Annotated in this window: 21 protein-coding genes; 9 read left to right on the top strand and 12 right to left on the bottom strand. The window is 43.3% G+C overall.

All coding sequences use genetic code 11. From position 1 onward, the window contains the following. Positions 1-49: 49 nt before the first annotated feature. The 12 genes from E0D70_RS14765 to amaB all read right to left on the bottom strand — a co-directional run bounded on the left by E0D70_RS14765 (position 50) and on the right by amaB (position 14,670). Complete coding sequence (locus tag E0D70_RS14765; RefSeq protein WP_133013049.1) at positions 50-763, bottom strand: ABC transporter ATP-binding protein; 714 nt, start codon at positions 761-763, stop codon at positions 50-52. Continuing rightward, positions 760-1,641 carry an ABC transporter ATP-binding protein gene (locus tag E0D70_RS14760; RefSeq protein WP_133013048.1) on the bottom strand — a complete coding sequence of 294 codons (882 nt, stop codon included), beginning with the start codon at positions 1,639-1,641 and terminating at the stop codon, positions 760-762. The genes E0D70_RS14765 and E0D70_RS14760 overlap by 4 nt, the downstream gene beginning before the upstream one ends. Then, positions 1,638-2,912 (bottom strand): high-affinity branched-chain amino acid ABC transporter permease LivM, encoded by a 1,275-nt coding sequence (livM, locus tag E0D70_RS14755; RefSeq protein ID WP_133013047.1) that lies wholly within the window; start codon positions 2,910-2,912, stop codon positions 1,638-1,640. The genes E0D70_RS14760 and livM overlap by 4 nt, the downstream gene beginning before the upstream one ends. Beyond that, positions 2,913-3,824, bottom strand: coding sequence for an ABC transporter permease subunit (locus E0D70_RS14750; RefSeq protein WP_133013046.1), 912 nt, complete (start codon positions 3,822-3,824; stop codon positions 2,913-2,915). It abuts the gene before it with no gap. A gap of 87 nt (positions 3,825-3,911) precedes the next feature. After that, a complete protein-coding gene (locus tag E0D70_RS14745) occupies positions 3,912-5,024 on the bottom strand; it encodes a branched-chain amino acid ABC transporter substrate-binding protein (RefSeq protein WP_133013045.1) in 1,113 nt (370 codons plus the stop codon). Between the two features lie 498 nt (positions 5,025-5,522). Beyond that, the gene (locus tag E0D70_RS14740) at positions 5,523-6,554 is read right to left on the bottom strand and encodes a divergent polysaccharide deacetylase family protein (RefSeq protein WP_240537153.1); all 1,032 of its coding nucleotides are present in this window, start codon (positions 6,552-6,554) and stop codon (positions 5,523-5,525) included. Between the two features lie 11 nt (positions 6,555-6,565). Further along, positions 6,566-7,852: a S41 family peptidase gene (locus E0D70_RS14735; protein ID WP_133013044.1), complete on the bottom strand. Its 1,287-nt coding sequence runs from the start codon at positions 7,850-7,852 to the stop codon at positions 6,566-6,568. A 54-nt stretch (positions 7,853-7,906) separates the two neighbouring features. Then, positions 7,907-9,049: a murein hydrolase activator EnvC family protein gene (locus tag E0D70_RS14730; RefSeq protein ID WP_133013043.1), complete on the bottom strand. Its 1,143-nt coding sequence runs from the start codon at positions 9,047-9,049 to the stop codon at positions 7,907-7,909. A 7-nt stretch (positions 9,050-9,056) separates the two neighbouring features. Then, a complete protein-coding gene (gpmI, locus tag E0D70_RS14725; protein ID WP_133013042.1) occupies positions 9,057-10,586 on the bottom strand; it encodes a 2,3-bisphosphoglycerate-independent phosphoglycerate mutase in 1,530 nt (509 codons plus the stop codon). 104 nt (positions 10,587-10,690) lie between these two features. Then, on the bottom strand, positions 10,691-11,593 hold the full coding sequence (locus E0D70_RS14720) for a LysR substrate-binding domain-containing protein (RefSeq protein WP_133013041.1): 903 nt from the start codon (positions 11,591-11,593) through the stop codon (positions 10,691-10,693). A gap of 127 nt (positions 11,594-11,720) precedes the next feature. Then, the gene (locus E0D70_RS14715; RefSeq protein WP_133013040.1) at positions 11,721-12,992 is read right to left on the bottom strand and encodes an NAD(P)/FAD-dependent oxidoreductase; all 1,272 of its coding nucleotides are present in this window, start codon (positions 12,990-12,992) and stop codon (positions 11,721-11,723) included. A 133-nt stretch (positions 12,993-13,125) separates the two neighbouring features. Beyond that, positions 13,126-14,670, bottom strand: a complete 1,545-nt coding sequence (gene amaB, locus E0D70_RS14710; RefSeq protein ID WP_133013039.1) for an L-piperidine-6-carboxylate dehydrogenase — start codon at positions 14,668-14,670, stop codon at positions 13,126-13,128. A gap of 192 nt (positions 14,671-14,862) precedes the next feature. Between amaB and E0D70_RS14705 the strand changes: the two genes are divergently transcribed. From E0D70_RS14705 to E0D70_RS14665, 9 genes are all read left to right on the top strand, one after another. Beyond that, complete coding sequence (locus tag E0D70_RS14705) at positions 14,863-15,732, top strand: LysR family transcriptional regulator (protein ID WP_133013038.1); 870 nt, start codon at positions 14,863-14,865, stop codon at positions 15,730-15,732. A 97-nt stretch (positions 15,733-15,829) separates the two neighbouring features. Then, entirely contained in the window at positions 15,830-16,633 is an 804-nt protein-coding gene (locus E0D70_RS14700) for a DUF1338 domain-containing protein (RefSeq protein ID WP_133013037.1), read from the top strand. A 212-nt stretch (positions 16,634-16,845) separates the two neighbouring features. Beyond that, a complete protein-coding gene (locus tag E0D70_RS14695) occupies positions 16,846-17,268 on the top strand; it encodes a rhodanese-like domain-containing protein (RefSeq protein WP_338068576.1) in 423 nt (140 codons plus the stop codon). An 11-nt stretch (positions 17,269-17,279) separates the two neighbouring features. Beyond that, positions 17,280-17,534, top strand: coding sequence for a glutaredoxin 3 (gene grxC, locus E0D70_RS14690; protein ID WP_133013036.1), 255 nt, complete (start codon positions 17,280-17,282; stop codon positions 17,532-17,534). An 89-nt stretch (positions 17,535-17,623) separates the two neighbouring features. Further along, entirely contained in the window at positions 17,624-18,106 is a 483-nt protein-coding gene (gene secB / locus E0D70_RS14685; RefSeq protein ID WP_133013035.1) for a protein-export chaperone SecB, read from the top strand. Between the two features lie 239 nt (positions 18,107-18,345). After that, entirely contained in the window at positions 18,346-20,022 is a 1,677-nt protein-coding gene (locus tag E0D70_RS14680) for a COG3014 family protein (protein WP_133013034.1), read from the top strand. Between the two features lie 49 nt (positions 20,023-20,071). After that, positions 20,072-20,674, top strand: coding sequence for a penicillin-binding protein activator LpoB (locus E0D70_RS14675; RefSeq protein ID WP_133013033.1), 603 nt, complete (start codon positions 20,072-20,074; stop codon positions 20,672-20,674). A 2-nt stretch (positions 20,675-20,676) separates the two neighbouring features. Beyond that, positions 20,677-21,720 carry an LPP20 family lipoprotein gene (locus E0D70_RS14670; protein ID WP_133013032.1) on the top strand — a complete coding sequence of 348 codons (1,044 nt, stop codon included), beginning with the start codon at positions 20,677-20,679 and terminating at the stop codon, positions 21,718-21,720. Between the two features lie 221 nt (positions 21,721-21,941). Continuing rightward, complete coding sequence (locus E0D70_RS14665; RefSeq protein WP_133013031.1) at positions 21,942-22,124, top strand: hypothetical protein; 183 nt, start codon at positions 21,942-21,944, stop codon at positions 22,122-22,124. Positions 22,125-22,436: the final 312 nt, after the last annotated feature.

Here is a 22,436-nt window from a genome sequence, read left to right as displayed (position 1 = left end):
CAACCAAGAGATTCGCCATTTATACATAACTAAAGAGAGTTGACGTTAATTAATGCCCGCCTAAATACGCTTCACGTACTTCAGGATTAACCAAGAGCTCAGCACCCGTTCCTGTCAAACGAATTTCTCCGTTTACCATAACGTATCCTCGGTCGGCCAGCTTCAATGCATGGTTTGCGTTCTGCTCCACTAAGAAGATGGTCATTCCTGTGCTCGCTACATCTTTCAATATTTGAAATATTTGTTTCACGATAATGGGCGCCAATCCCAAGCTCGGCTCATCCAACAACAATAGTTTGGGGCGACTCATCAATGCTCGAGCAATGGCCAGCATCTGCTGCTCACCACCAGACATGGTGGAAGCGCGTTGATTACGACGCTCTTCTAAACGAGGAAATAACTCAAACATATGCTTCATATCTTCATCAGCATGCTTCATACCGATAGGAATGGTCCCCATCAGTAAGTTTTCTTCTACTGACATACTTGGGAAAATACGACGCCCTTCTGGAGACTGAGCCAAACCATGCGAGGCAACATAATGCGCAGATTTTTGCGAAATATCTTCACCACGATAAATAATTTCTCCACTAGAAATGCGTGGCTGCCCAAAGATCGACATTAACAACGTCGACTTCCCGGCGCCATTCGCTCCGATCATGGTGACAATTTCACCTTCATCTATTGATAACGACACTTTTTTAAGCGCTTGGATTGGACCATAATGGACATCAACCTCTTTAAACTCCATCAAGGTGCTCATAGGGTCATCTCCTCACCTTCTTCTGCCCCAAGATAGGCAGCAATTACTTTAGGATTCGTTTTAATATCATCAGGGCCACCTTCAGCAATCACTTCGCCATGGTCGAGCACCACAATGTAGTCTGAAATATCCATCACCATGCCCATATCATGCTCAATCAACAACACAGTGGTATTGTGCTCATCGCGCAAGACACGGATCATTTTCGTCAGCGCTTCTGTTTCTGAAGGGTTCAAACCCGCTGCGGGCTCATCGAGACAGACAATTTCAGGGTTGGTACACATCGCTCTAGCGATTTCTAGGCGGCGCTGTTGACCATAAGAAAGCTCGCCAGCCAAACGGTTAGCAAAATCCACTAAATCAACAACTCCAAGCCAATAAAAAGCACGCTCTAATGCGTCACTCTCTGCTTGTTTATAAGCCTTTGTATTTAAAATACCACCTAATAAATTACGATTAACCCGCATGTGTTGAGCAACCAACAGGTTTTCAACCACTGACATTTCTTTAAATAAGCGAATATTTTGAAATGTTCTGGATAATCCTGCACGATTTACCAAATGCGAACCTCCAAACATCTTGTATTTTAAACGCTGAAAGAAAGCGATGGGGGAAAAGAAATCGGTTAGCCTAAACGCTTCACCCAATACTTTAATCACACTGGTTTCTTTTCCATTGGCAGACAACATAATATTGCCGCCCGTGGCTTTATAAAATCCCGTGATACAGTTAAAAACTGTGGTTTTACCCGCACCATTTGGTCCAATTAAAGCCGATACAGAGCCGCGTTTTATGTCAAAAGTCACATCATTAAGGGCTTTAATACCACCAAAGTGCATGACCAAGTTTTCTATTTTTAAAATATTTTCTTGGCTCATTTAATCACCCCTTCTCTCGCGGCAAAACCATTTCGCGTCACACGAACGAGACCTCGAGGTTTCCAAATCATCATCACCACCATCAAAATACCAAACAACAAAACACGATACTCAGCCACTTCCCTCAGCATCTCAGGCAATACCGTCAAACAGAAGGCGGCAATCACCACACCCAACGTTGACCCCATACCACCCAATACCACGATCGCTAAGATCAGTGCAGACTCGAAGAAGGTAAACGAAGATGGACTCACAAAGCCTTGATACGTCGCAAAGAAAACACCGGCCAAACCTGCTGTTGAAGCCCCCAACATAAAGGCTGATAATTTAACTAGAACATGATTTAAACCCAAAGAACGACAGGCAATTTCGTCTTCACGCAATGCTTCCCAAGCTCGACCAATCGGCATTTTTACAAGACGATGCTTAATAAAAAGAACAGCCCAGACAACGGCAAACAAGACCAAATACACAAACATGTATTTGTAGCCTGAATCGTATGGGAGGTTGAAAAATTCATGGAACGTTTCACCGTGTGCAGATCGCCGCTTAAACTCTAAGCCAAAGAATGTAGGAAGAGGGGCAGATATGCCGTTTGGACCATGAGTTAGTGATACCCAATTGGTTAATATTAGGCGGATGATCTCACCAAAACCTAAGGTAACTATCGCTAGATAATCACCATGCATTCTCAGCACCGGAAAACCAAGGATTGCTCCAGCAAAAGCAGCGGCAATCGCGGCAATTGGCAACATAGACCAAAAACCCAAACCTAAGTTTTCATAACCTAATGCTAATGAGTATGCTCCTATTGCATAAAAACCAACAAAACCAAGATCCAATAAGCCAGCCAAACCGACCACGATATTCAGACCCAGTCCCAATAACACGTAAATAAGACCTAATATCAGCACCGTCAGAATGTATTTAGAAGCGATAAAAGGAATCAGAAAACCAATCACCATTACTAAAGGAATAACCCAAATCATTTTAGATTTATGGTTTGGTGGGTTTACGGTTACGCCATCATGATTGTTGGCGTATTTGAAGAGCATTGCTTGGCCCTTTGCCGTCTGAAAATAGTAAGACATAAAGAGACGGCCAACAAAGACAATCGATACAATCCAACCCACGCGTTGGAAATCAATATCAAACTTATACCCATCAAGAACGATCCCCATAATAGGGCCGAAGACCACTAACGCCATTAAGGCAGCAACCACTGCATCAATGAAACATTGTTTATAGTTCATACCTGCTGTTTGGCTCATTTATACTTTCTCCACTGCTGGTTTGCCTAAAAGACCACTCGGACGAATAATCAAAATGAGGACTAACAAAGAGAAAGAAAAAACATCTTTATAATCAGAGCTAACTAAGCCAGCAAACAATGATTCAGAAAGACCAAGAATAAGCCCACCTAACATGGCACCGGGTAATGAACCAATCCCACCCAATACTGCGGCAGTAAAGGCTTTTATCCCCATGATAAAGCCGATATAAAAGTCAAATGCGCCATAATCTAGCGTCACTAAAACCCCAGCCAATGCGGCCATAGCAGAACCAATAACGAAAACGGACGAAATAACTTTATCTGTATCAATACCTAAGATGGACGCCATCTTACGGTCTTGCTGAGTCGCTCGACACATGCGCCCCAACTTTGTTTTTTGGATGATATAGGTAAGAATCCCCATGCCGGCTAATGCGATAAGCAAAATCAACACTTTCATATAAGTAATCTGTACGTAACCATCACCAATATGAAAACGAAAAGCCCCCGTGATGAGTGTTGGAACACCTTGTTGATTTGGGCCCTGACTCAGCTGCACGTAGTTCTGCAAAATAAGAGACATACCAATGGCTGAAATTAAAACAGAAAGGCGGCTAGAGTTACGCAAAGGTCGATAAGCAACACGCTCTATCACCCAGCCATAAGCGCCTGTAATAACAATAGTAAAAACCAATGCGCCAAAAATAATAAAAGGAAAAGATTCAACACCAAAAAAAGTGAGTAGTGCGATCGAAATGGCGGTGAGATAAGCAGAAACCATGTAAACGTCGCCATGGGCGAAGTTAATCATGCCAATAATGCCGTACACCATGGTGTAGCCTATCGCTATAAGCCCATAAACTGAGCCAAGCGTTAAACCGTTTACCAACTGCTGGAGAACGATATCCATCGTATAACCTCGTGGGAATGTAAATCGAAGATCAAGCTCGCCGAAGTATTCACCTCGGCGAGTTGTGAAATAAGCTAATTAGGAAAATTAGTCTATTTGATGATATTTACCTTTATCATCCCACTGATACATTACGTAATCGGATACGGTCAGATCGCCTTTCGCATCAAACGCTTTTTTACCCATTACTGTATCGATAGAATTAGCATGCAACCACTCAGCACCCTTGATTGGATCTAAGTTCGCATGACTAAGCGCTGCTGCGGCCACTTGCATCGCAGTATATGAGTAAAGCGTATAGCCTTCTGGCTCATAACCCTCAGCACGGAACTCTTTAACCACTTCTTTACCTGATGGGTAAGACATTGGGTTAGCACCAAATGTCATCATTACGCCTTTAACGTATTGTGGCCCACCGGCAACGGTAACAAATTCATCAGACACAATGCCGTCACCAGACATGAAGATCGCTTTTGAACCTTGTTCACGAAGCTGACGAACTAATGGGCCTGCTTCAGAATGCAAACCACCGAAGTAAACAACATCGGCATTGACAGAACGAATCTTAGTCACGAGTGCGTTAAAGTCTTTTTCACCTCGAGTCAAACCTTCGTACATGACTTCTTTAGTACCATATGCATTAAGAGATGCTTTCATTGCATCCGCTAGGCCTTTGCCATAGGTGTCTTTATCATGAATGATAGCAACGCGCTTTGCGTGAAGCTTATCAACGATATAGGTTGCTGCAACATCACCTTGTTGGTCATCACGGCCGCACACACGAAATACGTTAGGAAGACCACGATCTGTGATTGTCGGGTTGGTAGAAGCAGGGGTAATCATTAGTACACCCGCTTCCGCGTAGATATTTGAAGCAGGTTGTGTAGAAGAAGAACAGAAATGTCCAATAACCGCCACAGCATCATCAGAGTCAACTAATCGGTTAGCAATAGAAACCGCTTGTTTTGGCTCACAAGCGTCATCCGCTTTGACAAGCTTAATCATTTCACCATTAATGCCGCCCGCTTTATTGATATCTTTGGCTGCTTGTTCCGCCCCTTTCCATAGCTGCTCACCAAAGGCGGCATAAGCCCCTGTATGAGGTCCTGCTACACCGATAACAACATCAGCTTGTGCCAGTGTTGCAGCACCCGCTATCGCCATAGAAATTAACGTTTTCTTTATAACCGCATGTGACATAAGAAGAGCTCCAACTTGTTTTGTTTATCGTTATTATATTAAAGCAAGATGCGTTCCAACAATTTTCAACCCATAAAACAGTAGAAATAGTGGAGTTTTTTATGCGATATCACAAATAATGTGCACCGCATTAAGGCACAACATTAATGTTTGATCAGTCTTTGGTCAATAGAGAGGCACTAAAATAGAACAAATAATCATCAGATGTAGCAATACAAACAAACTAAATACTAAAAAGTTATTGAAGATAAGTTTTTTATACTTTAAAAAAAGGTAAATGCACCAAAAACAGCTTGGCTCACTATTTTTTGAAAGGGCCTTATAGTTGCCAGAAAGCTGACAAAGAAGATTAATATTGAAACTAGCTTACAAAGATGACCCTGCAAATCAAAAAAAAACAATTTGATCTTTATATTCATAAAACCTAGTAATTAAAAACCCACAAAGAACGCAAAGCTTTTGCTTCAACTTCTTTGTAGGTAGGAGGAGGAATTCGAGTTATTGTTGAATGGGACTATTATGTAAAACCGTCGTGAGAGGCACTAATCTAACGCCTTCTTTTTCTAACTTAACCAAACGTTTTTTCAAATACGCCATAGTTTCTGGGTATGGGTGACCAATCGCCAACGCAACACCACTGTGTTTTGCCTCTTTAACCAGTCGTGAGAACTGCCTATCAATTGCTTTCTCAGTACGAATATTATCTAGGAAAATATCTCGACTTGTTGTTTTTAACCCATGCTTTTGGGCTGTTTCTTTCGCAACACTATGAGATGACGTTAAGCTATCAATGAAAAACAAAGAGCGCTTTTTCAACACCTCCATCACCCAGTCCATCGAGTCTTGCTTTGCGGTTAACAAGCTCCCCATGTGATTATTCACCCCTTTGATGCCAGGCAAACTGTCTATGTCTTTTATGAGAGCTTTCTTAAGCTGCTCTTCTGTCATTTTTGCATACAATCCACCTGGCCCAAGCTTAAGCTCTCGCACATTTTCCATGGGCGCATGCAGTAAAGTGACGCGGTGTTGTTTTTTCGCCTGAGTAGCTGTTTTATGAGCGAAAGGCGTTAATGGAAGAATGGCCAATGCGACGTTTTTAGGTAACGCCAAGGCTGACTCCATTCCTTGTCGGTTATAACCAAGGTCGTCGATCAAAATCGCAATCCTAGGTAAAGGATGCCTATTATGTCGCGGCTCTACTATCGATGGTGCATCTGTATTCACCCCTTCAAGCGTTGACTGGGTCGCTTTCGAATAAGGCGGAGTAATAACCAACTTTGATCCGAGAGAGTCAAGCTTATCCGAGTGCGTTATCTCGTTTACTATTGGCCCTAACCAATCTTCGGAAGCAGGATTTGACGCTTCATTTTCAACATTAACGTTAGGACCTAATAAAAATATACCATGAGCCAAAGGTGTCACCTGATCTGGCTCAACTGGATTTTCTGCGGATTGAGCTTGATTACACATCAAGCCAACCAAAAGAAAGGCACACAAGCGCATGCCCTTCTTGATACTAATTACATTCACTGTCTTTTCTCTCAAGGATGATAGTCAAACTTTGGTAACGTTTTCAAAATAGTCACCGCTTGAAATAACTGAAAGTCCGTTTTAGCTAAATCAGCCAGTTCAAATTTAACATCGGTATTTGTTCTATCTGCACCACCTGTGCCATTACCAAGATGTCCTTTTAACTCTGACTCTTTAACAACGAAGTGGTCTTTATCTAACGTTAATTTCGCCTGAGGAACAACAAGATCAGGCGTAATACCTTGCGCTTGGATAGATCGACCATTGGGCGTGTAATAAAGAGCCGTAGTGAGTTTCACTGCCGCCCCATCAGACAAAGGCACCACGGTTTGTACCGACCCTTTACCAAAAGTCTCTGTGCCCATAATCACACCCCGTTTATGATCTTGTAAGGCACCTGCAACAATCTCAGAAGCCGATGCTGAGCCATCATTGACCAAGATGACTAAAGGAACCGTAGGTAATCGTGTATTTTTTGTTGTTGCTCTAAATTGGCTGCTTGATGATTTATGACGGCCTTCGGTATAAACAATCATGCCTTTATCAATAAAAGCATCCACCACACCAACCGCAGCCTGTAGTACACCGCCTGGATTATTTCGAAGATCTAACACAACACCTTTGATTGCTTGTTCTTTTTTCAGCTTATCAATGGCTTTATAAAACTCGGTATCAGTATCACCTTGAAACTGACTAATGCGCAAATAAGCAATGCCTTTGCTTAACCATTTAGTGCTAACACTATTATCTTCCACTAAACGACGTTCAAGATTGTAATGTTTGATTTTGCCATCGCGCTCAATATCCAATGATATTTTGGTTCCCACCTCGCCTCGCATTAGGTTCATTACATCTTGAAAACCAAGGCTGGTGATAAAAGTGTTGCCCACTTTTACGATAACATCACCGGATAAAATACCTGCCTGCTTCGCTGGTGAGCCATCTATCGGTGATACTACAACCAACTTATCACCTTTCATTTCCACTTCCACACCGACGCCTGCGTAGTTACCTGACGTCAACTCGTCAAAATCGGCGACTTCATCTTTCGTCATGTATTCAGAATGTGGATCAAGCGCAGATACCATGCCCTTTAACGCTTTGTTCAATATCTGCTGATCCGTTAACTTATCCACATAACCTTCACGAATGGTTTCAAACGTTTCTACAAATGCTTGTATTTCAGTAAGAGGTAACGTCGATTTATCGTTAGCAACGGTCTTCTGTGCAGCGATGCTCTGCTGTACAGAAAAGGTCATCAGTATTAAAACCAAACCTCGACTTAAGGAATTCATCATTTTTTTTCCTGCTGTTGTGTCATATATATAAAAGACACTCTATTGGCGCATAGATCAACTAGATCTCACCCAAGAAAGTGGTGATAAAGGCGTACCATTGTGTCGAATGGCAAAAAACAAAGCCGATTCTGAACGACCCCCAGAACTGCCTACCGTGGCGATTACATCATTGGCATTTACCCATTCACCAACTTCTTTCAACAAACTTTGGTTATAACCATAAAGAGACATATAACCATTTCCATGATCAACAATCATTAGAAAACCAAAACCTCTGAGCCAATCAGCAAACACAACTCGACCGTTAAAAATCGCATGTACCTTAGTGCCTTCTTTCGCTTCGAGCGTGACACCACCAAGATTAACCTTTCCGTCAGTCGGCAAACGAACCAGTTTTCTAAGCGGACTAACTAGCTTGCCTTTCTGTGATGAAAAAGGCACATCTTGATCAGGCAGTTTGACATCTGCAAGCGCTTCTTCTAAACGCTTCAGCATTTCTTTCAGATCTTTTTGGTTTTGCACAAGCTGCTGAGAACGTTGATTCCCCTTAGCCAAATCTTTGTCTAGCTTAGCTAACAAAACACGACGTGCCGCTTTTTCTTTCACTAAGCCTGCACGTTGTTCATTCAAAGACGCTTCTTCTTGGGCTTGCTGAGCGCGCTTTTGGCGAATGCTCTTCTCGACCAAATTAAGGTCATTTACTTCGTTGGCATAACCATTAATAAGAGATTGTCGAGCGGTAGAAAAATAGCGGTTATATTGTAATAAGCGCATCGACTCTTCAGGTTCAGACCCATTTAAAAGTAATTTAATGCCTTCTTGCTTGCCAGAACGATAAACCGCCCTTAATTGGGCGGCTATTTGGTCATTTTGTTTCTGAATACTGAGCTGAAAAGACTGCTGCTGCTGTTTTAATTTCCCGAGCTGCTGCTCTCCTTTTTTAAGGCTCTCTTGCAGATCGTTGATTTTTTTAAGCAAACCTTCTATCGCTTTTTCTTTGCTCTCTAGGCCTTTCTCAACATCCGAGCGTTGGGACTTGGTCTCTTTCAACCAGCCATTCAGTTTTTTTAAATCTTTCTGCAATGTTTGAATTTGTTGCTTAGCCTCCGCTGGCGTTTGAGGCTCTCCGGCTGCCCAGCTAATGCTGGACAACAAGAGCAACGCAATGCAGAACAGGTGACGACATACTAAAGCCATCAATACCTCACTGACGAGTGAGCAGACTAACACCACTCATTTCTTCAGGTTGTTTCATGCCCATCATATCCAATAAAGTCGGGGCAATATCACATAATGCTCCTGCTTTAAGACCAAGACCTGGTGTTGGGGAAACTAATACTAAAGGAACTGGTCCAGTCGTGTGAGAAGTCAAAGGCTGTGAACCATCGTTACTTAGCATTTGCTCGGCATTACCATGATCCGCGGTAATCAAACACTGTCCACCATTCACTTTCAATGCTTCGATAATGCGCCCTAAACAAGCATCGACTGCTTCAACGGCTTTTACCGCTGCGGCAAATACACCGCTATGGCCAACCATGTCGCCGTTAGCAAAGTTACAAATAATAGTGTCGTATTTGCCTGCTTCAATCACTTCCACCAGCTTGTCCGTCATTTCTGGCGCACTCATTTCTGGTTTTAGATCATAAGTTGCTACATTAGGAGAAGGGATCAATTCGCGATCTTCACCATCAAAAACAGACTCCCTACCGCCATTAAAGAAAAAAGTAACGTGGGCGTACTTTTCTGTTTCCGCGATGCGCAGTTGTTTTTTACCTGATTTTGATAGCACTTCACCAAGCGTATTGCTCAGTGCAATAGGAGGAAACGCAACGTCTGCAGCAATATCAGCAGCAAACTCAGTAAAGGTTACAAATGCGGCATAGGCAGGTCGTGTTTTACGTTTAAAACCGGTGAAATCATCTTCGGTAAAGGCACGAGTCAATTCACGCGCACGATCTGGGCGGAAGTTAGCAAACACAATGGCATCGCCATCTTCAATGCTCACTGGCGCGCCAATCGTCGTCGCTTTTACAAATTCATCATTTTCACCGCGATCATAGGCAGCTTGAACCGCTTGTTCTGCAGATTCTGCTTGGAACTGCCCTTCGCCTGATGCGATAGCGTTATAAGCATTTTCAATTCGATCCCAATGATTATCGCGATCCATAGCAAAATAACGACCAACTAACGTGGCTATTTTACCAACGCCCAACTCGGCTAATTTGGCTTCTAATTCAGCAATAGGAGTTTGCGCTGAACGTGGTGGCGTATCTCGGCCATCGGTAAAACCATGTACATACACTGCTTTTGCGCCGCGTTTTACCGCTAGTTCGCACATTGCCATGATTTGCTCATGATGGCTGTGTACGCCACCGTTCGAAAGCAAGCCTAGAATATGCACGGCTTTATCCGCTACGACGGCTTTGTCTACCGCAGAAACAAGTGCTTCGTTTGTAAAAAAAGAACCTTCTTCTATGGCTTTGCCAATGCGAGTGAAATTCTGATAGACAATTCGTCCTGCGCCCAGATTCATATGGCCTACTTCAGAATTGCCCATCTGGCCATCTGGCAAACCCACGGCCAACCCTGAAGTTTTAATTAAAGAGTGCGCACGATTGTTCCACAAGCGATCCCAATTGGGTGTGTTGGCTGCTTCAATAGCATTCGATGCAGATGTTTCGCTGTATCCCCATCCATCAAGGATGAAGAGTGCTGTCGTCTTTTTATTCATGGTAATTCGTCCCGTAAATTGTACATGTCTATGGATTGATACTATCACAGGCATGTAATTTAGTTACAGACTGCAAGTACTATTCCGCCTATTAATTCTCTTTATTACGCCGTCTGCTTCGCTAATAACCAATCACGAAAAATCACGACTTGTTCCAAATCTGCTTTGTCCGCAGGGTAAGAAAGTAAATATTCATGTGGCGTAGCAACAGCATCGCCAAATGGCGCCACAAGTTCACCCGCTCTTAAGCTGCCCTCTGCCAGTATGCTAGGAATAACAGCAACCCCCATGGCGTTTTTCGCCGCTTCAATCAACATATGAAAATGTTCAAAAGACGTCCCCGCAAAAGAGCCATTTTCTAGCCCTTGAGCGACCATCCAATCCGGCCAAGCATTAATACGAGCGGAGGAATGCAATAATGGGAACATCACCACGTCCCCACATTCCCATTCAGCCTGATGATCACTCTTCTGGTAGTTTTCTAATAAACGAGGAGAACAAACGGCGATGACTTTTTCTTGCATCAGTTGATGAGATACCGCTCGTGGCCAGTGATCACCACCGTAGTGCAGAATAATATCAATGCTTTCTGGGTCTACTTTTGCGGCGTCATCTAAAGATCGAACTTTGATTTGAAATTGGGGATGCTGTTGTTGAAATTCCGCTAAATGGGGAACTAACCAATGAGAAGCAAATGTAGGTAATGCAGAAATGGTTAAAGTGGTTTTTTCATCTTCTCGATGTAACATTCGCAAACAAGCGTTTTCCATTCCATCTAGCAAAGGTACGACTTCTTTATAATAAGCGGCACCGGTTCCGGTCAAGACCAAACGTTTATTTAGACGAATGAATAAATCTCGTGATAAAAATTCTTCGAGGTTACGAATCTGACGACTCACCGCGCTCTGAGTTAGGCATAACTCTTCTGCTGCACGCGTAAAGCTAAGATGCCTAACCGACGCTTCAAAACACTTTAGCGCGGTTGACGACGGGATATATCTCCGCATTCTGGGCCACTTTATTTTCAAGATGTAAGAGGAATGACAAGTACTTTACCTTAAGCTAATTAGGCAAACAAAGGAATGCTCGATAATTGCGCATTCCTTTGTTTTTATTGTCAAATCATCCGATTAACTAATCAAGGGCATGTGTTTTTTGACCAAGGTGATAGGTCTGCGCGCCAACTTCATAAAATAATCGTTTTAGCTCTCTAAGTGGTATATTGCGTAATATCGTCGTTGGAACAGACAAGGACTCACGCTTCCCAGCAAACCATTCCGCCAATTCTTTACCCATCATAGTACCTGGTCCAATACCTCGACCACTGTATCCCGCTACACTAAATAATCCGCGCTGGAGTTGCTGGCAATGTGGTAGGTGGTCTTCACTGTAGGCAATTTGCCCGGTCCATGAATAATCCCATTCAACATTGCTTAAGAATGGAAACAATTCGCTGACCCGTTGTGACGCCCAATTTGCTAGCACACCTCCTTCTCCTCCCATGCCGCCAAAAACTAAACGCCCTTGCTGATCAAGACGAAAAGAACTCATCACCGTACAGGTATCCCAAACTCCCTCACGGTTGGGTAGGATTTGTTCAAGCTGAGAGGACGTTAATGGTTTGCTGGCTAATTGACTGTAAAAAATAGGCACGAATTTTCTCGCCTGCTCTTTCACCCCATGCTCGCTGTAAGCATTCGTGGCTAAAACCACCGTCTCTGCTCGCACTTCACCATGAGATGTTTGGACAATCCAACCATCTTGTGTCGGCTGCACACTAGTGACTGGAGAATAGTCGAAAAGCTTAGCGCCTTCTTTGATCGCTGCGTGCGCCAAACCATGAGCATAAGAAAGAGGCTGAATCGTACCCGCTCTTGGGTCAAACAACGCTGAATTAAACTTACTAGAACCAATGCGTGATTGCGCTTCAGCGCTCTCCAACAATTGCACCGGGGCACCGCGTGTTTGCATTTGTTCACAACGACGCTGTAACTGAGCTAAACCTTGCTTACCTACACCGGCATGCAAGGTACCATTACGCACCGCTTCACACTGTATGTCGTACTCTTCAATTAATGCATAGACCAGATCTGGAGCACCGGCCAAAGTGTTGTATAACGTTCGGCCCGCTTCTGGGCCAATGGCACTATCTAGCTGATCTGGCTCAAGCCAGACTCCTGCGTTTGCCAAACCGACATTACGCCCAGAACCACCAAAGCCAATTTCATGAGCCTCAACCACGATCACAGAAATACCTAATTTGCCGAGATGCAGTGCAGTTGATAAACCCGTAAAGCCCCCACCAACAATGACTACCTGCGCGTTATGACTACCTTGCAAAGGTATCAGGTCTGGCCCTGCTATCGCACTTGCTCGCCACAATGAATCACATAAACGTTCCGCCATATCCACGACCTTAAAAGTCGACCAAGCCGACCTTAAAAATAGAGCAAATAATCGAAGTGTGTACATCCAAACTTATTAACACGAGTAAAGGTGAACCTATGCTCACCTTTACTGTCATCTCTTCAAGCAATCATCACTCGAAAACAATACCTTGGGCTAATGGCAGATCACCACCATAGTTGATCGTGTTCGTCGTACGGCGCATGTAGTTTCTCCATGCGTCAGAACCTGATTCGCGACCACCTCCGGTTTCTTTTTCACCACCAAATGCGCCGCCAATTTCTGCCCCAGAAGTCCCAATATTGACATTGGCAATACCACAATCAGAGCCTTCTGGTGACATAAACATTTCAGCCTCTCGCAAACTTTCTGTGAACACGGCAGAAGACAAACCTTGAGGTACTTCGTTTTGAATATCGATCGCCTCATCGAAATTGCGATAGGTAAGAACATAAAGAATCGGGGCAAACGTTTCTTCATGAACAATTAGTGCATCGTGAGCAATACGGACTATTGCAGGCCTAACGTAAAAGCCACCAGCAGGGACACCTTCTGTTACACGCTCACCACCACACACAACCTCTCCGCCTTGCTTTTTCGCCGTTACTAACGCCGCTTGCATGCGAGAAAAGCTGCCATCATCGACCAAAGGACCTACTAAGGTTCCGTCTTCCAGTGGGTTGCCAACGCGTAACGACCCGTAAGATTTCGCCAATCGTTCAACCAAACCATCAACAATCGACTCATGAGTAATCAATCGACGCAGAGTAGTACAGCGCTGACCAGCCGTTCCTGCTGCTGAGAATACAATGGCACGCAGCGCCAAATCCAAATCTGCGGTTGGCGACACTATCATCGCGTTGTTGCCACCAAGCTCAAGCAAAGAGCGACCAAGGCGACCCGCTACCGTCGTTGCTACCGCGCGCCCCATGGTGGTTGATCCAGTTGCAGAAACTAGCGGGAAAGTATCGTTTGCGGCAATCGCTTCACCCAGATCACGATCACCAATCATGACGGAGACCACGGCTTTAGGAATGTCAGGCATATCCGCTAATACATTTTGAGCAATTTGATACATTGCCAATGCACAAAGAGGCGCTTTTTCGGATGGTTTTAATAGAACAGGGTCACCACACACCAAACCTAACATGGTGTTCCATGCCCAAACCGCCATAGGGAAGTTGAACGCGGTAATCACAGCAACAGGACCAAGCGGTTGCCATTGTTCCATCATGCGGTGACCTGGTCGTTCAGAGACAATCGACAAACCATGCAGCATACGAGATTGACCCACAGCAAAGTCACACACATCGATCCATTCTTGAACTTCACCCAAGGCTTCAGGGACAATTTTGCCCGCTTCTAAAGAGATAACCTGAGCAAGCTCTTCTTTGTATTTGCGTGCTTCTTCACCGATGCGACGCACCAACTCACCGCGACGTGGCGCAGGAATCGTACGCAATACTTTAAATGCCTCTTTTAACTCCGCACTGACTGTCTCAAGTTGCTCAGGTGTCGCATTGTTAAATTGAGACAGTTTAGCCCCATCAATCGGGCTATAAGCAGAAAACTCAGCGCCTTTACCCAATGCAAGTGTATTACCCGTGAGCACGCTGTAAAAAATATCGCCTTGTTTTAATGTATTAACACCTAGTGTTTCTAAGCAAGTGAGTGACATGATGAACCTCTGTAATACTTGTGTTGAAAAATGAATGAAACGTCTGTTAAAAAAATAAGTCGTTTGCGGCTTTCCAACACCTTACTCAGCTTCACCATCGGTGAGAAATATCGTTTTTCTGTGGGTGCTCTAGTTTTTACCTATAGCCTGCTCCATACTCAAATAAACAAAAGCGACACAGAGGAAATATTTATGGATGTTCGATCACTTCGATATTTTATTGCTGTTTTTGAAGAGCGCAGTTTAAGCGCCGCAGCGAAACGTTGTTTTATTGCACAACCGTCGATTTCCACCACACTGTCACAACTGGAAGAGGATTTAGACACTAAATTATTTGTTCGTCACTCTAAAGGCGTTGCACCAACAGACAGTGGCACTCAACTTTATCCCCATGCTTGCCGAATGGTAAATGAACTCAACGACATAAAGGACATGTTCCGTAAGAATGCCAAGCCATTAACCTTGTCCATTTCTTTAGCTCCATTTCTTTCTGGAACCCTAATCAGCCAAGTAATAAAAACCATGCTTGATGAAATTCCTGGGCTCACGCTAAGTTTGGTAGATGCCTCCGAGAGCGCTGACTTACGATTTACTTGTGATAGCTACACAAAAAACGACGATGTCTTTTACCCACTATGGGAAGATGATTATGTCGTGGCTATGCCCGTCGGCTACTGGTTAGCGGATTACACATCCATTTCCATCAAGCAAATTGATAAACAACCTTTTGTTTCTCGGACGCCTTGCGACATTTTGGAATCGTGGAACTTCATCATGCAAAAACAAGGGCTTACTACTGATGTGAGAGCGCAAGTCAAAACAGAAGAATACGCACTAGATCTAGTGGCAGCAGGGCTAGGAATCTCATTGATTCCGGAGCATTCAGCGCGAGGCCGAGGAGACATTGTCTTGCGGACATTGAATGATATTGCACTGAAACGTGTGGTTGGTTTGGCGCATAATAAAGACCGCAGCTTTCCCGCTTACGTGATAAACACCATTTTAATGTCGAAGAATAAATTCTTTGGCAAAAAAAGCGCCATTAAATCGAGAGTCGCATAATTTTTTCGCATGACAAAATGCATTTTTACCCTTTGCTGATAAAACACGCTATCCAGTAAAGTCACACAAACGGCCAATCATTTTTTAGAGGTAAGTTATGCAAGCACCACAATTTTTCGATTCTCTATGGCAACATTATATCACCATGACGCCTCAGGCTAATCGCATTCAGGCCTTGTTTAAAAGCCACGGTGAAACCGTATTAAATGACCACATTGCGTTCCGGACTTTTGCTAATTCGCCAATTTCTTTAGAAAAGTTAGAGCCTCAATTAGAAAGTATGGGATATCAAGCCTATGGCGCTTTTCGTTTTGAAAACAAACACCTAGTTGCCCGCTGTTACAAGCACCCTGATCATAATGATTGGCCTAAGATTTTTCTCTCAGAACTGCTCGTTAATGAGTTACCAGAAAGCTGTCAGCGTATTATCAACACCATGATCGATCAAATTCCAGAAGACGCCGTTCAGTCTCCTGCCATTTTCTGGTCAGGTCTATTATGGGAAAAACCGACTTTAAATCAGTACGATACGCTAACTGAACACAGTGAATACGCCGCTTGGTTTGCCACTATGGGTTTGCAAGCTAACCATTTTACAGTCAGCGTTAACTTACTTGAGACATTCACGACTCTTGAAGAAGTGAATCAGTTGCTATTAAGCGAAGGTTATTTGTTGAATGAAGTTGGCGGTGTCATTAAGGGCTCACCAAGTGTGTACTTAGAGCAATCTTCGACCATGGCCGACAAAATTCATTACACCTTCTCTGACGGCAAAGAAAAAACGATCCCTAGCTGCTTTTATGAATTTGCTCGTCGTCATAAAACAAATGACGGAACATTATTCGATAGTTTTATTGAAGGTAATGCCGACAAGATATTTGACTCAACAAACACTAAGTAACGTCAAACTAAGCTCAATCATTGCATTCGTTAAAAGCCAGTTGGCTATTTAAAAAGGCTTGTATCAGCCTCGATAAATAGCCAATTGGCTTTTTTTATCATTGTTGTCAAAGTGTAATGTTTTTCTAAGAAACTACATCCTCCTATCAGGAGTATGTACCCGCTAAGCTGGCCGTGTATAATGCTGGCAGTTTTTTTACAGGTCTTACCGTTATGATGATGAATCAATTTATTGAATTTGCGACTGCTCACTGGGAAATGGTTGCTGTATTTTTGGCAATCCTAGTGACTCTTGTCTTTTCTGAAACTAAAAGTGGCCCAAAAGGATTATCTCCTTCTGCAGCAACAAACCTAATGAACACGGAAGAGGCGGTGATTTTAGATATCCGTCCAGAAAAGGAATTTAAAACAGGTCATATTACCGGCGCGATAAACATCCCTGCCGCTAAAATCAAAGATAGCTTAGCAAAGCTTGAGAAACACAAAGATGCCCCTATTATTGTAGTATGCAAATCTGGTGTCCACTCTGGCGCAAGCTCGAAAGAGCTGAAAAAAGCAGGCTTCAGCAAGATATACAAACTCCAAGGCGGCATCTCCGAGTGGCAAACATCTAACTTGCCTCTAGTGAAAAAATAAGAGAGACGATTATGGCGACTGTAACAATTTACTCTAGTGACTATTGTCCGTTTTGTACTCGTGCAAAACAGTTATTAGCCAAAAAGAACATTGCATTCGACGAAATTCGTGTGGATGGACAACCTAAAAAACGCCAAGAAATGATGGCGAAAAGTGGTCGTCATACCGTCCCTCAAATTTGGGTTGGTGATACCCATGTTGGTGGTTGTGATGATCTTTTTGATTTAGAAAGAAACAAAACACTTGATCGTTTACTCGCCAGCTAATACAGCACGGCGTTAAACCATTAAATAAAAACGGCGCTGCTACCTTTCGCAGTGGATCGGAATACTCAACATAAGAAAAAGGAATAATAATGGCTGATAATAACGAAGCGGCAGTAAACCAAGAAGAACAAGGTCCTCAGCTTTCTCTGCAACGTGTTTTTCTAAAAGATATTTCTTTTGAATCACCACGTTCACCGATGATTTTCCAAGAAGAATGGCAACCAGAAGTTGGCATGGAACTTAATACCCGTAGTCGCCAAGTTGGTGAAAACGTGTATGAAGTTGTTCTGGACATTACATTGAATGTGAAAAATGCTGATGAGCCTGCTTACCTTGTACAAGTTCAACAAGGTGGCCTATTCGTTATTGCAGGTCTTGATGATCAACAACTTCATCATGCACTAGGCGCTTTCTGCCCAGCAACATTATTCCCTTATGCTCGCGAAAATGTTGACGCAACTATCGTTAAAGGAAGCTTCCCAGCAGTTATGCTTGCACCGATTAACTTTGATGCGCTTTATTTAGAGAACCTGCAATCACAGCAAGCAGAAGAAACGACAACAACGCAGTAGCCATTACTCGCATTATTGTTTATAAAAGGAGGCTCAGCGCCTCCTTTTTTGTGGCATAGTGTAATCATCTCGATCATTTTTATAGCGACCTAAAAATACGGCGTTGACCATCATGACAAAAAAGAAGAAAAAAACCTGCCCATATTGTTTAAAAGCTCGCTGGCTTCTACTTTACTTGGCTTGCATGGCATTGATCGGCTTATTGTTCATTAATCAGTTTTTAGGTAAAGGGCACTAATGTGAAGTGGGCTGTGATATGGATTAGTTTCACTTTACTAACCGGTTGTGCAACTTATAAACAAGAAATAGATCAAGGCCTTACTCTCGCCAAACAGGGGCAATGGAAAAGTGCGGAAGGAAAATTTTCCGATGCGCTGCATGATAGCCCTCAAGATCAATTACTCTACTTCCTCGAAATGGGCGCTTTAGCACAAAACCAAGGCGACTATAAACGTAGCAACGAGTTACTTGCACAAGCCGATATCTTAAGTGATACCTTCTTTCAACAGAATTTCAAAAATCGTGCATGGGCTTTGTTAAGCAACCCTAGACAAGAAGACTATCGAGGTAGCCCACTAGAACGCGTCTATATCAGTTATTTTAAATCGCTTAACTATCTCGCCTTGTCCTCACAAGCCAAAGACCGCGATCAAAAAGAGAAATTACTCGATGCCGCCCTTGTAGAAGCTCGCCGTATCGATAACAAACTTAATGAAATTCAAGCTCAAAAACCGACTTATCAAGATCTAAACGCAAAGGCTAACCAAGCTTTTTATATGAAAGCGCTAAGTTGGTTAGGTAACTTTTATAATGGTGGCCGCAGCACTGAAAAATACGCGTATCGAGATGATGCTTGGGCCCGATATATGGAAGGCTTACAGTACGAAATAAGCCAACAATACGACGATGCTCGTATCAGCTATCAGGACGCTGCCAAACTCTACGAAGAAGGGTATGCAAAGCAATACAGTCTCTCTAATATAACGGCTGAACGCGCCTGGTTAGATAGTATTCGCATGATGCGTAAAGGCGGTGATTGGAGTAAGGATGATATCGATAAACTGATTGCGGCCAAGCTGTCACCAAAGATGCAAACGGCACTTGCCTCCTACAAAAAAGACGATGGCGAGTTAGTTATTCTCGAAAATGAAGGCTTCGTTCCAGACAAAAGTGAAATGACCTTACAACTGTATGCAGACCCGAGCGCTTACTCTTTAGTGCTCCAGCCACTTGGGGGAAGCGACCAAGGACAGCAAAACGATGCCTTTCGTTGGTTTACTATGGTGTATTCAGACATCAGTCCTTTAAACCTCATCGCCAACTACAAAGCAGGCGGTGCTTGGGGAGCATTAGGAGGTGTTTTCACTAAGCGTGTTATCCTTGGCCCAGCAGTGTGGCGACAACTAGAAGCCGCTCATTTAGACACCTTACTGACTCAACAATTTATCCGTGTCACCGTTCCTTATTACCGCCGCTTTAAGCTTGATGACCAGACACCTATTTTAAGTCTAAATGGGCAAGACGGTGAACTGCCGCCTATGAACACGATTCGCATGACATCGCTGGCTGATATTGCCTTACAAGAACAGTTGTCCGAAGCACAACGAGATATATACGAAGGATTAGTACGCGAATTATTAAGAAGCTGGCTGGCTGATAGAATCGCCCGAAGCGTGAAAGACAATACGGCTAGCTTAATATTAAGTTTGATTGGGCAAGTCGCAGTTTTTGCTTCGTCTGCCGCCGACACTCGCAATTGGCTAACGCTCCCAGCACAGATCAGATTAACCCGAGAGCCGTTACCTCCGAATACCTATGAACCAAACTATTCAGTGGATAAACAACATTTTTCACATGAGAAATTTGCTTTAAAACCGAATGAAATAAAAGTGTGGAACTTACGTAACCCCTACTAAACTTAGTATAACCGCCTAATATATTGGGCAGAAAACAAGGACTCAAATTATGCGAATAATAGCTCAATGGAAACACTTGCTGGTAATACTGCTTGCCGTCACCTTGGCCGCTTGCTCTAGCAGCGTAAAGCGTATCGATACCAACACAGAAGTCGCACTTTCTGATCGATGGAATAATATCGATTCAAAACTGGTTGCTGATGCCATGATCAATGACATGCTGAGTTTTCCTTGGTACCGAGATTACAGTTTTTCGAAAAAAGGCAAGCCAACTATTATCATTCAAACCATTCGCAATAAAAGTTCAGAACATATTCCGGTGGATACCTTTGTAAACGACATTAAGCGCAGCTTACTACGTGCTGGCAAGGTCAATTTCGTCGTCTCTGGCGCAGAACGTGAAGACATTCGTACAGAGAGAAGCGACCAAGAAATGAACGCCGCGCCCGACACCGCTGCAAAATTCGGTCTTGAACAAGGTGCTGGCTTTGCACTTTCAGGAACCATCAATTCCATTGTCGATTCTAATGGCGATCAACGCGTTACCTTTTATCAAGTGGATTTGACATTGATTAATATGACCACCAATGAAGAAGTGTGGAATGGCCAGAAGCAAATCAAAAAACTGGCGACTAAGGGCGGCTTCTTTTAACCATGAAAAAAGCGTCACTCCCCCGCACCCTTAGTTGGTTGCTGGTTGCATCATTTAGCGTTGTCAGCCTTACTGGCTGCCTTAGCGCCCTACCAGAGGATGGTCTAGTCAAAACAGATCCATCCAGTGTTCCTGATTGGGTGCTATCTCCTCCAAGGGACAGCTCACACCTTTATGGTGTGGGCAGCGCACCGCGTATCGACAATCTTGCTTTAGCCTTTTCGCAAGCGGAACAAAATGGCAATGCTCAGATTGCCCAACAGCTGCGTACGCAAGTCAGCCAGATAAACACCCAAGACACTCAGGTTTCTTCTACATCAGGCCAAGGTGAGCAAGTTGTTCGTGTTCAAAGTGCTTACACTCAAGTGAAAACAGCGCCTATTGAGCTGGAGCAAACCGTTAATGAGCAGCGTTTTGCAGGGCATGATTACGTTTATGTACTGCAGTCTATTGATCGTCAACGTATTGTGGCTAAATTAAAAACAACCCTTCAAGATACCGATGACAAAATTCGCAGTGCAATGGCAAGATTAAGCACCACGAGTGATGAGCCAGCCGAGGTGAAAGATTGGCGAACCTACATGGGATTAATTCCATTATTTGCCCAACGCAAGACCTATCAAGACGAATTAAATCTGTACTCTACACAAGAGTCATTAATCGGTCACGCCGATCACACTATTCAAAACGCTGAACGCCAATTGAACCAAGCGCTAAGCCAGTATGGATTTGATGTATCGACAACAAATAAAGCAAATCAACTTGCTAGCGAACTGTCCAAATATGGTTTAACCGCAAAAAATAACGCTGTTTTCACGCTCTCTTCGCAGACCTCAAACCATACACAAACCCAAAATGGCCGCTACTATGTGTTTGAAGAAGGCACTTTGTCCCTAACCGGACCAAGTGGTAGCCGGCTCGCCACCTGGAATGTCAGTGCTAGAGGCATAGATAAAAACAAAGAAAGCGCTAAAAACAAAGCCTCAGCAGACTGGTCTAAGAAAGCGGTCTCTTTCTTGTTCACTTGGTTGACTGGCCAAAAGTAGCTTTCAGATGTCAGATGCACGGAAAACGAACAAAGTAAAAAAGATAAAGCGGCATACATTAATCTCATCATCTTTTGACAATAATAGCCTAAAGTCATGATGATTTTTGATGTTTAGTTTTTCTCATCTATAAGCTGAGTATTGATCGTTTGTACAAGAATCACTCTCCCTCTACTATTAGCATCGTAAAGAAAATACGATTCTAATATAGGGGATATAACATGAATACTGATTTAAAATACGATAACACTGGTAATATCGACACTGATTATTATGTTGAAAAAGCATACGAAATGCGCCGCTACTATTTAGCGCTAGCATTCAAAAAAATGTTTTCTGCCATAAAAAAAACCATTGTTAGTTTAATTCCAGTACGTTCTGCTCAAGGCCACACAGCTCACTAATCATTAGTGCTAATATCATTAGTCGACTTCCGTTGTCACAAACAACCGTTGTGAAGACTAAGAACCCAATGTTCCCGATCGTAAGGTAAGAATAAAAATACCGATCAGGCTACGGGGTGCTGTTTTACTTCCTAGACGACGTAGTTGTCCGCAATTCAAACCCAGCTATTTGAACTCAGTTATTCATACTTACACCTGAATTCAAGTCCGAAGTGCGACACTTTTCATTTCAAGCAACCAAGCATAATTCCTTGAAAATCATAGCTGGTTGCTTGAACCCTAGACACTTTCTTGGGCGATTGTTTATTCGTC

Source organism: Marinomonas flavescens, from assembly GCF_004352835.1.
Taxonomy (GTDB): Bacteria; Pseudomonadota; Gammaproteobacteria; order Pseudomonadales; family Marinomonadaceae; genus Marinomonas; species Marinomonas flavescens.
Note: the sequence above shows the minus strand (reverse complement) of the source record. Positions and strands in the feature narration are given on the sequence as shown.

Excerpts from the sequence above, each read along its gene's own strand:
- E0D70_RS14765 (WP_133013049.1), bottom strand. The coding sequence starts at position 763 with ATGAGCACCTTGATGGAGTTTAAAGAGGTTGATGTCCATTATGGTCCA.
- E0D70_RS14760 (WP_133013048.1), bottom strand. The coding sequence starts at position 1,641 with ATGAGCCAAGAAAATATTTTAAAAATAGAAAACTTGGTCATGCACTTT.
- livM (WP_133013047.1), bottom strand. The coding sequence starts at position 2,912 with ATGAGCCAAACAGCAGGTATGAACTATAAACAATGTTTCATTGATGCA.
- E0D70_RS14750 (WP_133013046.1), bottom strand. The coding sequence starts at position 3,824 with ATGGATATCGTTCTCCAGCAGTTGGTAAACGGTTTAACGCTTGGCTCA.
- E0D70_RS14745 (WP_133013045.1), bottom strand. The coding sequence starts at position 5,024 with ATGTCACATGCGGTTATAAAGAAAACGTTAATTTCTATGGCGATAGCG.
- E0D70_RS14735 (WP_133013044.1), bottom strand. The coding sequence starts at position 7,852 with ATGATGAATTCCTTAAGTCGAGGTTTGGTTTTAATACTGATGACCTTT.
- E0D70_RS14730 (WP_133013043.1), bottom strand. The coding sequence starts at position 9,049 with ATGGCTTTAGTATGTCGTCACCTGTTCTGCATTGCGTTGCTCTTGTTG.
- gpmI (WP_133013042.1), bottom strand. The coding sequence starts at position 10,586 with ATGAATAAAAAGACGACAGCACTCTTCATCCTTGATGGATGGGGATAC.
- E0D70_RS14720 (WP_133013041.1), bottom strand. The coding sequence starts at position 11,593 with ATGCGGAGATATATCCCGTCGTCAACCGCGCTAAAGTGTTTTGAAGCG.
- E0D70_RS14715 (WP_133013040.1), bottom strand. The coding sequence starts at position 12,992 with ATGGCGGAACGTTTATGTGATTCATTGTGGCGAGCAAGTGCGATAGCA.
- amaB (WP_133013039.1), bottom strand. The coding sequence starts at position 14,670 with ATGTCACTCACTTGCTTAGAAACACTAGGTGTTAATACATTAAAACAA.
- E0D70_RS14705 (WP_133013038.1), top strand. The coding sequence starts at position 14,863 with ATGGATGTTCGATCACTTCGATATTTTATTGCTGTTTTTGAAGAGCGC.
- E0D70_RS14700 (WP_133013037.1), top strand. The coding sequence starts at position 15,830 with ATGCAAGCACCACAATTTTTCGATTCTCTATGGCAACATTATATCACC.
- E0D70_RS14695 (WP_338068576.1), top strand. The coding sequence starts at position 16,846 with ATGATGATGAATCAATTTATTGAATTTGCGACTGCTCACTGGGAAATG.
- grxC (WP_133013036.1), top strand. The coding sequence starts at position 17,280 with ATGGCGACTGTAACAATTTACTCTAGTGACTATTGTCCGTTTTGTACT.
- secB (WP_133013035.1), top strand. The coding sequence starts at position 17,624 with ATGGCTGATAATAACGAAGCGGCAGTAAACCAAGAAGAACAAGGTCCT.
- E0D70_RS14675 (WP_133013033.1), top strand. The coding sequence starts at position 20,072 with ATGCGAATAATAGCTCAATGGAAACACTTGCTGGTAATACTGCTTGCC.
- E0D70_RS14670 (WP_133013032.1), top strand. The coding sequence starts at position 20,677 with ATGAAAAAAGCGTCACTCCCCCGCACCCTTAGTTGGTTGCTGGTTGCA.
- E0D70_RS14665 (WP_133013031.1), top strand. The coding sequence starts at position 21,942 with ATGAATACTGATTTAAAATACGATAACACTGGTAATATCGACACTGAT.